The sequence below is a fragment of the Corynebacterium sp. HMSC034A01 genome (assembly GCF_001838175.1).
Lineage (GTDB): Bacteria > Actinomycetota > Actinomycetes > Mycobacteriales > Mycobacteriaceae > Corynebacterium.
The window spans coordinates 120738-135404 of the sequence record NZ_KV835964.1 but is presented as its reverse complement, the minus strand read 5'-3'; the positions used below and the strand labels follow the sequence as shown (position 1 = coordinate 135404).

The window sequence follows — 14667 nt, the reverse complement described above, 5'->3', positions numbered from 1 at the left end:
CCCCAACACTCCAACTTTTTGTCCGCGCTCCCTTTTTCGACGGTTAGCTGGGTCCTAGTAGCTGGGTCCGCGATTTGAACGCGGGAGAAACGCGCCGCTTAGAAGAACTTGCCCTTCTGCATGCGCTTCATCGCCTCGTTGAAGTCGAGGTTGTTCAGGTCCATGCCCTGCATGCCCGCCGGCAGCTGTTCCTGGAGCTTCTCCAGCTCCTTCGGGTCCGGCATGCCGCCACCCATGCCCGGCATGCCCGGCATCTTGGGCATGCCGCCACCGCGCTTCGGCGGCTTACGCTTGCCGTTCTTGCCCTTGCGGCCCTTCGGCTTCTTCTTCGTGGCGGAGCGGCCGCCGCCCATGCCCGGCATGCCCGGCAGGCCGAACTGGCTGGCCATCTGGCCCATCATCTTCTTGGCCTCGAAGAAGCGGTCGACCAGCTGGTTGACGTCGGAGACTTTGACGCCGGAGCCGTTGGCGATGCGCTTGCGTCGAGAGGCATTGAGGATCTTCGGGTCCTGGCGCTCCTCGGGTGTCATGCCGCGGATGATGGCCTGGATGCGGTCGAGCTGCTTCTCGTCGACCATGTCGGCCATCTGGTTCATCTGCTTGCCGCCCGGCATCATCTTCAGCAGGTTGCCGATCGGCCCCATACGGCGGATCATCAGCAGCTGGTCCAGGAAGTCTTCCAGGGTCAGCTCGCCGGAGGTGAGCTTATTCGCGGCGGCTTCGGCGTCCTGCTCGTTGTAGGTCGCCTCAGCCTGTTCGATCAGGGAGAGCAAATCGCCCATGCCAAGGATGCGGCTGGACATGCGCTCCGGGTGGAAGACGTCGAAGTCCTCGAGCTTCTCACCTGTCGACGCGTACAGGATCGGCTTGCCCGTGACCTCACGGATGGACAGTGCGGCACCGCCGCGGGCATCGCCGTCGAGCTTGGTCAGCACCACGCCTGTGAAGTCCACGCCCTGGGCGAACGCCTCGGCGGTCTTCACCGCGTCCTGGCCGATCATGGCGTCGATGACAAAGAGGACCTCGTCGGGGTTGACGGCGTCGCGGATGTTGCGCGCCTGGGTCATCAGCGTCTCGTCGATGCCGAGGCGGCCGGCGGTATCGATGATGACCACGTCGTTCTTCTGGTGCTTGGCGTGCTCGATGCCCTGCTGCGCCACGGCAACCGGGTCACCGTGGGAGGTGCCCATCTCGTGCTCGTAGGAATCCAGGGAGGTACCCGGGTCCGGGGCGAACGTGGGCACGCCGGCGCGCTCGCCGACGATCTGCAGCTGCTGCACCGCGCCCGGACGCTGCAGGTCGCAGGCCACCAGCATCGGAGTGTGGCCCTGCTTGGCTAGGTGCTTGGCCAGCTTGCCGGCCAGCGTGGTCTTACCGGCACCCTGCAGACCGGCGAGCATGATCACGGTCGGCGGGTTCTTCGCCATGTTCAGCCGGCGCGCTTCGCCGCCGAGGATGTTGGTCAGCTCCTCGTCGACGATCTTGATCACCTGCTGCGCAGGGTTCAGCGCCGCGGACACATCTGCGCCGAGCGCGCGCTCCTTGACGCGCTTGATAAACGCGCGCACGACTGTGAGCGAGACGTCCGCCTCAAGCAAGGCGAGACGGATCTCGCGCGCGGTGGCGTTGATGTCTTCCTCGGTGAGCTTGCCCTTGCCGCGCAGGCCGCCGAGGGCTGATTGGAGGCGGTCGGACAGTGACTCGAACACGGTGTGCACGCTCCCTTGTGCTGCTAGCGGAAAATAATCCCCACAAGACTAGCGCGCGCCCCGGGCGACTAGCACATCACTGTGCCGTCAGCCGGGGCGCGGAGGCGTCGATAGGCAAATGCTTAGCCGAGCAACGCGTCGACGAAGCTTTCCACCTCAAACGGCGCGAGGTCGTCGGCGCCTTCGCCCAGGCCGACGAGCTTGACGGGCACGCCGAGCTCCTCCTGCACCTGGAAGACGATGCCGCCCTTGGCCGTGCCGTCCAGCTTGGTCAGCACCACGCCGGTGATGTCCACGACCTCGCGGAACACACGTGCCTGCATGATGCCGTTCTGGCCGACGGTGGCGTCCAGCACCAGCAGGACCTCGTCGACGTTGCTCTTCTTTTCCACCACGCGCTTGACCTTGCCCAGCTGGTCCATCAGGCCGGTGGAGGTGTGAAGGCGGCCCGCGGTGTCGACGAGCACGACATCCGCGCCCTCGGCCACGCCGGTGGCCACGGCGTCGAAGGCGACGGACGCCGGGTCCGCGCCTTCCTTGCCACGCACGGTGGAGGCGCCGACGCGCTTGCCCCAGGTCTCCAGCTGGTCCGCGGCTGCCGCGCGGAAAGTGTCGGCCGCGCCGAGAACCACCGAGTGGCCCATGGACACCAGCACGCGCGCGAGCTTGCCGGTGGTGGTGGTCTTGCCGGTGCCGTTCACGCCGACGACCAGGATCACAGCCGGCTTGCCGTCGTTCGGCATGGCCTTGATCGAGCGGTCCATCTCCGGGCGCGCGGCCTCGATGAGAGTCTCGCGCAGCATCGCGCGGGCCTGGTCCTCGGTCTCCACGCCACGCTCGGCGATCTTCTCACGCAGCGAATCGGTGACCTTCATGGTCAGCTCAGCGCCGAGGTCCGCCATGATCAGCGTGTCCTCGATTTCCTCCCAGGCGTCCTCGTCCAGGTCGCCAGCGGTGAGAATGCCGAGCAGGCCCTGGCCGATCGCGTTCTGGGAGCGCGACAGGCGCCCGCGCAGCTTGCCCATGCGGCCGGCGGCCGGTGCGATGTCGTCCAGCGGCTCCTCCGTCGGCGCCTCAACCACCACGGCGTTCTCGGAGACCTCGGCACCCTCCTGGCGCGCCTCGTCCGCACTCTCCTGCGCGGCCGCCGCAGCCGCCGCGGCTTCCTCTGCCTCAGCTTCAGCAGCGGTCTGCTTATCGACGGGCTCCGCCTCGACCTCGTCAACCCGCTCCACGGGCTCAGCGGGTCCAACGGGCTGCTCTGGTTCTACCGGCTCGGCCGGTTCCGCGGGTGCAACTGGCTTCTCCTCCGCAACCGGTTCAGAGGGTTCAACCGGCTGCTCCACCGGCTCAACCGGCTCAGCCTCCGCGGGCTGGGTGGTTTCGGTGGGGACCTGTGGTTCGTCGTCACGCGAAATTGCGCGCTCGACCACGGTCTCCTCTTCCTCCTGCTCCGGCGGGACAAAGGCCGCGGCTGCTTCCTGCTTCGGCGCGGGCTTGTCGCGGCGGATCGGCTCGGGCTGTTTCGGCTGCGCGTCCGCCTGGGCGAAGTTGAATCCGCCCTTGGCCTGGTAGTTGCCCGATTTTTCCTGCTGGGTCAGCTCCTTGGGCTCTTCGACCTTGTCAAAGGAGATGGTCTTCGATTCCCTGCGCTTCTTCCCGGCCACGACAACGCCGATGAGTATCAGCGCAATGACGATGACTGCGAGGACAATCCAAAACGCAGTGCTGTTGACTAAAGCATTGAGATCCATGCGCTCTAGTGTGCCAGCACCGCCGACATCACGCGGGGACGGGCATCAAGAAGGACCTAGTGGCTCTTTTGGTAGAGCTCCCCGTCGCCGAGCCCGATCCGCAAATCCCCATTGTCCGATTGAGTGACCGGCAACCGTGTTTCCGCACCGTCCGCGGTGAAGATGAGGTTATCCTCATCGACGGTGCACGACTCGTCAGCCTCCACATTTTCGGTCTCGGCGACGTGGTGCAGCGTGCAGTCGCCCCCGTCGATGGTGAGGGTACTGGTCAGACTCTCCTCACCAGCTGATTCAACCTTGGTGTAGGTGCCGTCTAGGTCCGCTGAGGTGGAGCATCCGCCAACTACGAGAGCCAGCGCGAAAACACCCACCACCGCCGAGATATACGCGATACAGACATAGTCATCCTTTCTCCAACTTTCGGATGATATTACACTGCGGGGGCAGCCCCGGCAGGCTGCATACGCTGCGAGAGCACGCGGGTCACACCGTCGCCGCGCATGGTCACGCCGTAGAGCACGTTCGCCACGTCCATGGTGGGCTTCTGGTGGGTGATCACGATGAGCTGCGAGTCCTGCCGCAGCTCCTCTAACAGGGCGATGAGGCGGCGCAGGTTGACGTCGTCGAGCGCTGCCTCGACCTCGTCGAGCACGTAGAACGGGCTGGGGCGCGCGCGGAAGATGGCCACCAGGAATGCGAGCGCGGTCAGCGACTTTTCGCCTCCGGAAAGCAAGGACAGACGCTTGACTTTCTTGCCCGGCGGGCGAGCTTCGATCTCGATGCCGGTAGCGAGCATGTCGTCAGGCTCAGTGAGCACCAGCCGCGCCTCGCCGCCCGGGAAGAGTGTCTGGAACACGCGCGGGAACTCCTCCTCCACGTCCGCCCACGCGTCGGTGAACAGCTGCAGGATCTGCGCGTCCACGTCCTCGATCACGCCCGTTAAGTCCTTGCGGGCCTGGATCACGTCGTCGAGCTGGGTGCTCAAGAACGTGTAGCGCTCCTCCAGCGCCTTGAACTCCTCCAGCGCCAGCGGGTTGACCTTGCCCAGGGCGCGCAGGTCCTTCTCCGCCTGCTTCAGCCGCTTCTGCTCGGCGTCGCGGTCGAAGTCCTCGCCCGGGGTGTAGTCCGCGAGCAGGTCGGCCACCGCGATGCCAAGCGACGCGGTGATGTTGGCCTCCGCTTCGTCGATGCGCACCTGCGCCTGCGAGCGGGCGATGTCGGACTGGTGCGCGTTGTCCGTCAACCGCGCGAGCTGCTGACGGGTCGCATTGACCTGCTGGCGCGCCTGCTGCACCTTGCCCTGCAACGAGTTGACCTGCGCGTTCAGTTCGTCGCGCTGGGCGGTGGCGCGGGCGAGCGCGTCCTCGATGCGGGCGGCGAGGTCGCGCGCGTGCTTCTCGACGGCACCGGCCAGCTCCCCTTCCGCCCTCCGGCGAGCCATCGCCGCTTCGTGGCGGGCCTTCGCCTGCCGCTCCTGCTCCGCCTGCCGGCGCAACGCATCGCCCTTGCCCGCCTCGGCTTCAGCGCGCTGCTGCGCGGTGCGCGAGGCTAGCGTGGCCTCCATCTCCAACGACTTGGCGTGGTTGAGCGCGTTGCGGGCCTGGTCGCGCTGCTCCGTCGACGGCTCCTCCGGTGACTCAGCCACGTCCGTGTCCACGCGGGTGAGGCGATCGCGCGTCTCCTCCAGCTCAGTCTTGCGCTGCGCCAGGCGCGCGTCGGCCTCGTTCGCCCTTGCTGCCGCGCGTTCGTGCTCGGACTTGTTCGCCTCAGCCTGCTTGACCAGGCGGGCGAGGTCGCGGCGCCAGGATTCGACCTCGGTGTCGTGCTCGCGCAACGCTGCTTTGGCGGAGGCGGCGCTCACGCGAGCCTCGTCGGCGGCGACGGTCGCGCCTTCGAGCGTGCCGGCAAGCTCCTCGAGCAACTGCTGTGCTTCGGCGAGCTCGGTCTTCGCCGCCTCGATGCGGGCGGAGACCTCCACCGTGGACGTCTGCCCCGTGCCGGCGGCGACCCACCCCTCTCCCACCAGCACGCCGGCAGGTGTGACAGCGCGCAGGCGCGGGTCCTGCTCCACCACGCCGCGGGCGGCGGCAAGGTCGTCCGCCACCACCACGTCCGCGAGCAGGCGCGTGACCGGGCCAACCACCGTTGGATCCAGCTCCACGTGGTCGAGCAGCCAGTCCACCTCGCCGTCGGTGTCCAAGCGCCAGGTCGACCCGCCGCGCGCATCCACCACCACCGTGCGGGCGGCGGACTCCAGCGCACCGACCGCGTCGTCGGAGACCTCGCCCGCCAGAGCCTCGGCGTGCTCGCCGAGCGCCGCCGCGAGCGCGCGGTCCAGCCCAGCCTCCACAGTGACCAGGCCAGCAAGCGCAGAAAAGCCTTCCAGCACGTCCTCCGCCGAACGCTTCGGCGCCTGCTCCGCCAGGGTGTCGATGCGCGACTGCAGGGTCGCCACGGCCCGTTCGTGTTCGCGCTGCTTCGCCCGCAGCTGGTCCAGGCGCTTGTCCGCGGCATCGGATTCTGTGTGGGCACGGGCGAATGCGTCGTCGAGAGGCGAGCGCTCCGTCGCAAAGCCAGAAATGCGCTCCTCGACGGACGCGACCTCCGCATCGGCCTCGCGGGCGCGCTGCTTGGTTTCCGCGAGTGTCTCCTCCAGGCGGCGGACCTCGTCCTCGGCCGCCTCGACCGCCGCTGCCTGGGACTCCTCCTGCGCGATCAGGCGCACCACGCCCTCGCGGCGGTCCGCGATCGCGCGCACCTGCGCCATGTGCTCGCGCTCAGCGGCGTCGAAGGCCTCCTGCCGCTCGGCAACTTCCTCGCGGATGGTCTCGAGCTTCTCGGCGGCCTCCTCGGCAGCTTCAAGGGCCTCGGCGTAGCGCTCGTCGGCAAGCGAAGCCCTCGCCTCCAGGTCCTCCGGATCCTGGCCGGCGTAGGGCGCGAACGAGTTGGAGCTGCGGGCGCGTTCCGACGCGATGCGCTGGGTGGCGCTCACCCGCTCGGCCAGCGTGGACAGCGCGAACCACAACTGCTGGGCCTCCTGGGCCTGTGGTTGCAACTCCTGCTGGCGAGCCTCAACGGCCTCCTGCTCCTCCACAGCGGTCTCCAGCGTCGCGGTGACGGTCTCCACCTGCTCCGCCAGCATCTCGGCGGCGCGCTCGGCGTCGGCGTACTTCGCACGAAGGCGCACCACCTGGTCACCGGCGAGCTTGAGCTTCGCGTCGCGCAACTCCGCCTGCACCGCAGCGCCACGCTTGGCCGCCTCGGCCTGGCGGGCCAAGGGTTTGAGCTGCTTGCCCAGCTCATCGGTGAGGTCGGTCAGGCGATCCAGGTTCGCCTGCATACCGGTGAGCTTGCGCTGCGCCTTCTCCTTGCGGCGGCGGTGCTTGAGCACACCCGCAGCCTCCTCGATAAACGCGCGACGCTCCTCGGGGCGCGAGTCCAAAATCTCGGAGAGCTTGCCCTGGCCGACAATGATGTGCATCTCGCGGCCGATGCCGGAGTCGGACAACAGCTCCTGGATGTCCATCAGGCGCGCCTTGGAGCCGTTGATCTCGTACTCCGAGGCGCCGTCGCGGAACATGCGGCGGGTAATGGCCACATCGGTGTAGTCGATGGGCAGGCGCTTGTCCGTGTTGTCGAAGGTGAGGGTGACCTCCGCGCGCCCCAGCGGCTTGCGGCCGCCCGCGCCGGCGAAGATGACGTCTTCCATCTTCCCGCCGCGCAAGTTCTTCGCACCCTGCTCGCCCATCACCCACGCGAGCGCATCCACCACGTTGGACTTGCCGGAGCCGTTCGGCCCCACCACGGCGCAAATGCCGGGCTCGAATTTCATCGTCGTCGCCGACGCGAAGGACTTGAATCCTTTGAGTGTCAGCGATTTCAGGTGCATTTTGTGGATGTTACCGCGCGCAAGCTAGCGCGCCTGCATGACCACGATGTAGCCCCAACCGTGCCCGGCCACATAGCCGTGCGCCGCACCGATGCCCACCACGTGTGCGCTAGAAAGCATGTTGCGGTTGTGCCCCGGCGAGGTCCGCCACTGCTCAAATGCCGCCTCCGGGCTGTGCGAGCTGAAGGCGATGTTCTCGTACACATTCGTCGCAGAATGCCGGAAACTGTTGGTGCGGCTGAGCTCTTCGGCCCACGCCTGCGCTTGGGCATCCAACTGTCCAGTTCGCAACCACGGCAACCTGCCGTTTTGCATGCGGTAGAAGTTGATGTTGCGGTACGTCTTCGCGCGCGAAGCTTCCGCCACGTCCCACGGCAGCCCGGGGTCGTACTGCCGGGCGGGCAGGCTGCTCATGGACGCGAAGCTGGAAGACAAGTCCTGCGCCTGCGCGGGTGCCGGGACCAGCGTGATTGCGAGTGCGGCCGCTACCACCGCGGTGCGTTTCCTCATCGCTCCTCAAACCCTTCAGCGCCTTTCGGCTCCCCGAACTGCGCCTGGACGTGCTCCACATTCCCCGGGCGCTTCGCAGTCGAAGGCTGCTCTTCAAGAAGTGCTTTGAGCTTCTCGACGTCACCTTCGGCCCCCTCCGCAACCACCTCTACCCTGCCGTCTGAAAGGTTCTTCGCGTAGCCGGCCAACCCCAGCTCTAAGGCGCGGGACCGGGTCCACCAGCGAAATCCCACCCCCTGGACGTTGCCGCGGACGTGGGCGGTCATGCGTGTCGTTGCCATGCCGCCCAAGCGTAGCGGGGACTAGCGCTCGCCGTTGCCCTCGCTGATGGTGATGCGGTCCTCTTCGCTGCGGCGGGTCACCGGGTCGGAGCCGTCCCAGTACTCCACGTTCTTCAGCTCCGGCAGCATCTCGCGGTGGAAGACCGGGTCGATGCCCTTGCGGCGCTGGTCGTTGAAGTTCTTCAGCAGCTTCAGCGCCACGCCGCCGAGCGGGACGATGGCCACGATGTTGAAGATGGCCAGCAAGCCGGCCATGGTGTCGCCGAGCGCCCACACCAGCGGGACGGAGCCGAACGCGCCGAAGATGACGAACCCGATGACGACGAGGCGGAACACCGTCATGGCGGTCTTCGAGTCTGTGAGGTACTGCAGGTTGGCCTGCGCGAGGTAGTAGTTGCCAATCACGGAGGAAAACGCCAGGAAGAACAGGATGAACGTGATGGCGTGCGCGCCCCAAGCGCCGACGGAGTCAGCCAGCGCGGACTGGGTCAGCGACGCGCCCTGGATGTCGTCGCGGCCGTAGGTCACGGCCGGGCCGAGCAGCACCACGAACGCGGTGATGGAGCAGACCAGCAGGGTGTCAAAGTACACGCCGAGGGTCTGCACGAGCCCCTGCTTGACGGGGTGGGACACCGTGGCGGTGGCGGCGGCATTCGGGGCGGAGCCCATACCGGCCTCGTTGGAGAACAGGCCGCGGCGCATGCCCTGCATGAACGCGGCACCAACACCGGCGCCGACAACCTGCTCGAGGCCCAAAGCGTGGCCGACGATCATCCCGATCATGCCCGGGATCTCGCGCCAGTTGATCACCAGCACGGCCAGGCCGATGAGGATGTAGGCGCCAGCCATGAACGGCACGATGACCTGGGTCCAGGAGGCGATGCGGGTCACGCCGCCGAAGATGACCAGGGCAGTCAGGGTAGCGATCACTGCAGCGACGACGGCCTTGAGCACGACGGAGTCGGTGCCCAGGGAGCCGCCGACCGCCTCGACGATGGAGTTGGTCTGGATTGCGTTGTAGACAAAGCCGTAGGTGACGGCCAAAAACGCGGAGAAGATCACGGCCAGCGGCTTCCAGCCCAGGCCGCGGGTCATGTAGTAGGCCGGGCCGCCGTGGTAGTTGCCGTCGGCGTCCTTGGTCTTCCACAGCTGCGCCAGGGTGGATTCCACAAATGCGGTCGCGCCGCCGAGCAGCGCCAGCATCCACATCCAGAACACCGAGCCCGGCCCGCCGATGGAGATCGCCAGCGCCACGCCGGCGATGTTGCCGGTGCCCACGCGCGAGGCGGCGGAGATGGTGAAGGCCTTGAAAGCGGACAGGCCGCCGTACTCTTCATCGAGGTCGCGCCCCTCGCGGTCCTTGCCTTTCGGGGTCTCGGCGACCGCCTTGAGCATCTCCGGGAACAGGCGGATTTGAACGAACAGGGTGCGGACGCCGAAGTAGACGCCGGCGAGGATGAGGAACACCGGGACGACGTTCCAGATCGCGCCGTTGAGGGTGTCCTCGACAAATGAGGTAGCGGTATCCATGGCGGGCAGTGTATCGCCAGGTTGCCCACCTCACACAACGACGGGTCTTTGAGCCACCCCTCCACCGCACCCGTTCGCACAAACCCTGAGGAAAAGACCCCTAGTATGGCCCAATTTCGGGCAAACTCACCCTTTGCTCCTCAGGGTTTGCGCAAAAAAGGGGCGCAAAAGGGACGCGAACAGGCGCTTACCCCTCCACCGCCGGGGTGCACACCTCGCCGGGCTGAATCGCGCCGTGGGTGCCAAACTCGCGCTGCCAGTACAGCAGCGGGCAGTTGGTGTTCACGTCGGTTGCGGTGACGTCGACAAGCACGAGCACATGGTCGCCCGCCTCGATCATTTGCGAGACCTGCCCGGCCACCCACGTGTGGTTGCCGGTCAGCTGCGGCGCGCCGTCGGCCATCGCCCACTCCACCCCCGCGAAGCGGTCCACGCCCTTGCTAGCAAAGCGCCGCGCGAGCAGGTTCTGCTCGGTGGAGAGCACATTAATGCCTATCGACGCCCCTTCGGCCAACAACGCCAACAGCGACGACCTCTTGTCCAGCGACACCAGCACCATCGGCGGATCCAGCGACAGGGACATAAACGCGCTGACGGTGGTGCCGTGCGGGTCTGTCGCGGAACCGGTGGTCACGATCGCCACCGCGGCAGCCAGCTGGCTCATTGCGTCTTTGAATGCTGACTGATCAACCATGTCGCACCACCGTACTCGCGCGCTACAGCACCTGGCAGACCGGGCAGTAGTAGCTGGAGCGCCCGCCGACCGTCACGCGCTCGATCGGGGTGCCGCAGCGCGCGCAGGGTTTGTCCGCCTGCCCGTAGGCGTTGAGCGAGCGGGAGAAGTACCCGGACGCGCCGTTGACGTTGACGTACAGCGAGTCGAAGCTGGTGCCGCCCTGCTCCAGCGAACGGGCCATCACCTCGCGCGAGGCGTCCAGCACGGCCTCCGCGTCGCGCTGCCGCATGGTCTTGGCGCTGCGCCAAGGCTTCAGGCGCGCGGCCCACATCGCTTCGTCGGCGTAGATGGAGCCGATGCCGCTGACCACCTCCTGGTTTAGCAGCACGTTCTTCAGCGGTGACTTTCTGCGCCGCATCGCGCGGGCGGTCTCGCGCAGGTCGAAGTCGTCCTCGAACGGGTCGGGGGCGACGTGGAGCGCAGGCTGCGGGATACCGCCCTCAAGCTGCGTGTACTGCCAGAACCCGAAGGTGCGCTGGTCCACAAAATCCAGCTCCACCTCCCCCATGTCCGCACGGATGCGCAGGTGCGGCGAGGTGACGGTGCCATGCTTTGCGACGAGCATCTGCCCGCTCATGCGCAAATGCACGAGGAGTGCTGCGCCGTCGCTGAGCGTGAACCACATGTATTTGCCGCGGCGGCCGGTGCCGGTGATAGTCAGGCCGGGCAGGGTTTGCTCCAGGTCCACGGTGTTGCCGCGGGCGGCGCGGGGGTGCAGCACCTCCACGCGCTGGAAGGTGCGGCCGACCACGTGCTGGTCCAGCCCGCGGCGCACCACCTCAACTTCGGGCAGCTCAGGCATTGCCGCGAACGGCCTCCGCAGCGTGGTCGCGCAGGTACAGCACCGCCTGGTGGGCCGCCTCCTGCTCCGCCAGTTTCTTGTTCGGGCCGGTGCCGATGCCGCGGGAAACGCCGCCCACCAGCGCCTGCGCGGTGAACGTCTGGTTGTGCTCGGGGCCGGACGCTTCGGAGACGTACTCGGCCACCGGCAGCTTCAGCTCGGCCAGGCGCACCTGCAGGTCGGTCTTCCAGTCGTGGTGCTTCTTGTTCACGGTGGCGGTGCGGAGCTTCTCGTCGAAAAGCTTGAGAATCACGTCGCGCGCCGGCTCGAAGCCGTGCTGCAAGTAGATCGCACCGAAGATGGCCTCGGTGGTGTCCGCGAGGATCGACTCCTTCTCGCGGCCGCCGGTGAGCTCCTCACCCTTGCCGATGAGCACGTGGGCGCCCAGGTCGATCTCGCGGGCGATGTCCGCCAGACCGTAGCGAGAGACGATGGCCGCGCGCATCGGCGACAGGTCGGATTCCGGGCGCGACGGGTACAGCTCGAACAGCTTGGTTGCCACGGACAGGCCCAACACGGCGTCGCCGACGAACTCCAGGCGTTCGTTATTGGGCAGGTGCCCGTGCTCGTTGGCGAACGAGCGGTGGGTCAGCGCGAGCTTCAGGCTCTCGCGTTCGATCTCCACGCCGAGGTGCGCGATGAGCGGGGTGTGGTCGACGGCGTCAAACGCCTGCTCCCACAGCTCGTCCGCGTTGCCCTTGTTCTTCTTCGAGCGGCTCACAGGAACTTCTCCAGGCCGGCCCAGCGCGGGTCGACCAGGTTGTTCTCCTCGCCCTCGACCGCGTCGGGGGCCGGCACGTCGGTGTCGCCCTCGCACTCCGGCTCGCAGGTTGGGTTGAACGGCCAGTACATGCCGGCCTCGTCCACGAACGCCTGCTCTAAGTCCACGGTGCCGTCGACAACCTTGCGGATCTCGTCGCCGGAGCCCTGGTCCTCGTCTTCCTCGCTGTCGCCGGTGATGAAGTCGTCGGAGGCGGAAAACACCTCCGAGATGCGCAGCGTCTCGGTCGGGGTGAGCTTCTTCAAGCAGCGCACGCACTGCCCCTCGAGCTGCGCGGTCGCGGTGGCATCAACCATCACGCCGGAGCCCAGCGGGATCAGGGTCGCCTCAACCTCAACCTCGCGCCCTCCAGGGATCGCGATCATTTCCGGGCCGATGCGCGACGGGGACGGGCCCGTCTGCGTCACTGTCTCTGGCGTGCCGTCGCCGCCGAGAACGTCGCTGACGTCGAATACGAAAGGATTGGTAGACATAACGGCAACAGACTACCCGTTAGTACTCGTCGCGTCGGCCGCGCGCCGCAGCGCCAGCGGCACCCGCGCCGCGGCGCAGCGCAGAGCGGTCGGAGGAGACGGTCTGCAGCACATTACGCAGCCCCTCCTCAAACTCGGCGAGCTTGGAGTCGACGTAGTCGTCGCACTCGGAGCGCAGACGGTTGGACTCGGCCGTCGCCTCGTCCACCAAGCGGTGCGCCTCCTCGTCGGCGCGGCGCATGACCTCGGACTCGGAGATGAGGCGCTCCTGCTCCGCCAGGCCCTTGTCCACGGTGCGCTGGTACTCGGCGTTGCCGGACTCGACGATGTTGTCGGCCTCGCGCTGGGCGTTGGTCACGGTCATCTCCGCCACGTTCTGCGCCTGGGTGACCATCATGTTGGATTCTTCCTCCGCGTCGGTGACCAGGTTGGTCGCGCGCGCCTGCGCGTCGGAGAGCATGGACTCGGATTCGGAGTGGGCGTCGGAGACAATGCGGCGGGCATCCTCCTCCGCGTCGCCGACGAGCATGTCGGCGCGGTCCTGCGCCCCGCGCAGGATCTCGTCCTGCTTGTCCAGCACGTCCTGCGCGTCGTCCAAGTCGACGGGCAGGGCGTTGCGGAGGTCGTCGAGAAGCCCAAGCATCTCGTTGCGGGGAACCATGCAATTGGAGGTCATGGGCACGCCATAGGCCTGCTCCAGGGTCTGAACTAGCTCATCCAGGGCTTCAAAAACGCGGTACATGGTGCCTAAGCGTACCCGTTAGAGCGCTAAATCACGCCCTGAGCGAGCATCGCGTCGGCCACCTTTTTAAAACCGGCGATATTTGCGCCGATGACGTAGTCGCCCGCGCGGTCGTATTCCTCGGCGGTGTTGTTGGTCACCTTGAAGATGTTGGACATGATCTTGTGCAGACGGTCGTCCGTGTAATCGAAGGACCAGGAGTCGCGCGAGGCGTTCTGCTGCATCTCCAAAGCGGAGGTGGCCACACCGCCGGCGTTAGCGGCCTTACCTGGGCCGAAGCACACGCCGCGCTCACGGAAGACCTCGATCGCCTCAGCGGTGGACGGCATGTTCGCTCCTTCGGCGACGTAGCGCACACCATTGTCAACCAAGGTGCGCGCGTGGTCCCCACCCAACTCGTTTTGCGTCGCGCACGGCAGCGCCACATCGGCTTTGAGGTCCCAGATGGAACCGTCCTTATGGAAGGTCGCGCCGGTGGTTTCCTCCACGTACTCGGACACACGCCCGCGGCGCTTCTCCTTGATGTCCCGGACGAGCTCGATGTCCACGCCATTGGGGGTCTCCACCCAACCGGAGGAATCGGAGAAGCCGACCACGGTCGCGCCAAGCTCCTGCGCCTTCTGCATGGCGTAGATGGCCACGTTGCCGGAACCGGACACGATCACCTTTGCGCCGTCGATGGATTCGTTGTTGGCCTTCATCATCTCGTTGGTGAAGTACACGCAACCGAAGCCGGTGGCTTCTTTGCGCACCAGGGAGCCGCCCCAGGTCAGGCCCTTTCCGGTGAGCACACCCGATTCGTGCTGGTCCACCAGGCGGCGGTACTGGCCGAACAGGTAGCCGATCTCGCGGCCGCTGACGCCGATGTCGCCGGCGGGCACGTCGCGGTACTCGCCGATGTGGCGCCACAGCTCCGTCATGAAGGACTGGCAAAAGCGCATGATCTCCCCGTCGGAGCGGCCCTTCGGGTCGAAGTCAGAGCCGCCCTTGCCGCCGCCGATGGGCAGGCCGGTCAGGGAGTTTTTGAAGATCTGCTCGAAACCGAGGAACTTGATGATGCCCAGGTTCACGCTCGGGTGGAAGCGCAGACCGCCCTTATACGGGCCGAGCGCGGAGTTGAACTGGACACGGAAGCCGCGGTTGACGCGCACGTTGTTGTCATCGTCCAGCCAGGGCACGCGGAAGATGATCTGGCGCTCCGGCTCACAGAGGCGCTCGATCAGGCCGTAGTCCGCGTAGTGCGGGTCCTTGCCCAGCACGATCTTCAGCGAATCCAGCACCTCGGCCACCGCCTGGTGGAACTCCGGCTCGCCCGCGTTGCGCTCCAAAAGCTTCTGGTAGTAGCCGGCAACTTCCTGATCAATCGCGCTCATTGGGCGTGGCCTCCGATATCTATAGCTATGCAGAATTGTGTACCGGAC

General features: G+C 66.6%; 13 protein-coding genes. All 13 read right to left on the bottom strand.

Features of this window, described 5'->3' with window-relative positions:
* Positions 1–98: 98 nt before the first annotated feature.
* Positions 99–1709: a signal recognition particle protein gene (ffh, locus tag HMPREF2791_RS06480; protein WP_070844797.1), complete on the bottom strand. Its 1611-nt coding sequence runs from the start codon at positions 1707–1709 to the stop codon at positions 99–101.
* 122 nt (positions 1710–1831) lie between these two features.
* Positions 1832–3463: a signal recognition particle-docking protein FtsY gene (gene ftsY, locus HMPREF2791_RS06475; protein ID WP_070844785.1), complete on the bottom strand. Its 1632-nt coding sequence runs from the start codon at positions 3461–3463 to the stop codon at positions 1832–1834.
* 56 nt (positions 3464–3519) lie between these two features.
* Positions 3520–3837 carry a hypothetical protein gene (locus tag HMPREF2791_RS06470; RefSeq protein ID WP_070844784.1) on the bottom strand — a complete coding sequence of 106 codons (318 nt, stop codon included), beginning with the start codon at positions 3835–3837 and terminating at the stop codon, positions 3520–3522.
* Positions 3838–3893: 56 nt separating this feature from the next.
* Entirely contained in the window at positions 3894–7352 is a 3459-nt protein-coding gene (gene smc, locus HMPREF2791_RS06465; RefSeq protein WP_070475215.1) for a chromosome segregation protein SMC, read from the bottom strand.
* A gap of 24 nt (positions 7353–7376) precedes the next feature.
* A complete protein-coding gene (locus HMPREF2791_RS06460) occupies positions 7377–7862 on the bottom strand; it encodes a CAP domain-containing protein (protein WP_070844783.1) in 486 nt (161 codons plus the stop codon).
* Positions 7859–8143 (bottom strand): acylphosphatase, encoded by a 285-nt coding sequence (locus HMPREF2791_RS06455; protein WP_070844782.1) that lies wholly within the window; start codon positions 8141–8143, stop codon positions 7859–7861. Before HMPREF2791_RS06455 ends, HMPREF2791_RS06460 begins: the two co-directional genes overlap by 4 nt.
* Positions 8144–8164: 21 nt before the next feature.
* A complete protein-coding gene (locus HMPREF2791_RS06450; RefSeq protein ID WP_070844781.1) occupies positions 8165–9673 on the bottom strand; it encodes an alanine/glycine:cation symporter family protein in 1509 nt (502 codons plus the stop codon).
* A 187-nt stretch (positions 9674–9860) separates the two neighbouring features.
* Positions 9861–10367, bottom strand: a complete 507-nt coding sequence (locus tag HMPREF2791_RS06445) for a flavin reductase family protein (RefSeq protein ID WP_070475211.1) — start codon at positions 10365–10367, stop codon at positions 9861–9863.
* A gap of 22 nt (positions 10368–10389) precedes the next feature.
* The gene (gene mutM, locus HMPREF2791_RS06440; protein ID WP_070475210.1) at positions 10390–11211 is read right to left on the bottom strand and encodes a bifunctional DNA-formamidopyrimidine glycosylase/DNA-(apurinic or apyrimidinic site) lyase; all 822 of its coding nucleotides are present in this window, start codon (positions 11209–11211) and stop codon (positions 10390–10392) included.
* The gene (gene rnc, locus HMPREF2791_RS06435; RefSeq protein ID WP_070475209.1) at positions 11204–11971 is read right to left on the bottom strand and encodes a ribonuclease III; all 768 of its coding nucleotides are present in this window, start codon (positions 11969–11971) and stop codon (positions 11204–11206) included. Before rnc ends, mutM begins: the two co-directional genes overlap by 8 nt.
* Positions 11968–12504, bottom strand: a complete 537-nt coding sequence (locus HMPREF2791_RS06430) for a YceD family protein (protein ID WP_070844780.1) — start codon at positions 12502–12504, stop codon at positions 11968–11970. Before HMPREF2791_RS06430 ends, rnc begins: the two co-directional genes overlap by 4 nt.
* A 19-nt stretch (positions 12505–12523) precedes the next feature.
* Positions 12524–13246 (bottom strand): DivIVA domain-containing protein, encoded by a 723-nt coding sequence (locus HMPREF2791_RS06425; protein ID WP_070475207.1) that lies wholly within the window; start codon positions 13244–13246, stop codon positions 12524–12526.
* 26 nt (positions 13247–13272) lie between these two features.
* On the bottom strand, positions 13273–14619 hold the full coding sequence (gene gdhA, locus HMPREF2791_RS06420) for an NADP-specific glutamate dehydrogenase (RefSeq protein ID WP_070844779.1): 1347 nt from the start codon (positions 14617–14619) through the stop codon (positions 13273–13275).
* Positions 14620–14667: the final 48 nt, after the last annotated feature.

Bases quoted from the DNA above. Each gene is read 5' to 3' on its own strand.
- HMPREF2791_RS06430 (WP_070844780.1), bottom strand. From the start codon at position 12,504: ATGTCTACCAATCCTTTCGTATTCGACGTCAGCGACGTTCTCGGCGGC.
- HMPREF2791_RS06450 (WP_070844781.1), bottom strand. From the start codon at position 9,673: ATGGATACCGCTACCTCATTTGTCGAGGACACCCTCAACGGCGCGATC.
- HMPREF2791_RS06455 (WP_070844782.1), bottom strand. From the start codon at position 8,143: ATGGCAACGACACGCATGACCGCCCACGTCCGCGGCAACGTCCAGGGG.
- HMPREF2791_RS06425 (WP_070475207.1), bottom strand. From the start codon at position 13,246: ATGTACCGCGTTTTTGAAGCCCTGGATGAGCTAGTTCAGACCCTGGAG.
- gdhA (WP_070844779.1), bottom strand. From the start codon at position 14,619: ATGAGCGCGATTGATCAGGAAGTTGCCGGCTACTACCAGAAGCTTTTG.
- ftsY (WP_070844785.1), bottom strand. From the start codon at position 3,463: ATGGATCTCAATGCTTTAGTCAACAGCACTGCGTTTTGGATTGTCCTC.
- HMPREF2791_RS06445 (WP_070475211.1), bottom strand. From the start codon at position 10,367: ATGGTTGATCAGTCAGCATTCAAAGACGCAATGAGCCAGCTGGCTGCC.
- smc (WP_070475215.1), bottom strand. From the start codon at position 7,352: ATGCACCTGAAATCGCTGACACTCAAAGGATTCAAGTCCTTCGCGTCG.
- HMPREF2791_RS06460 (WP_070844783.1), bottom strand. From the start codon at position 7,862: ATGAGGAAACGCACCGCGGTGGTAGCGGCCGCACTCGCAATCACGCTG.
- mutM (WP_070475210.1), bottom strand. From the start codon at position 11,211: ATGCCTGAGCTGCCCGAAGTTGAGGTGGTGCGCCGCGGGCTGGACCAG.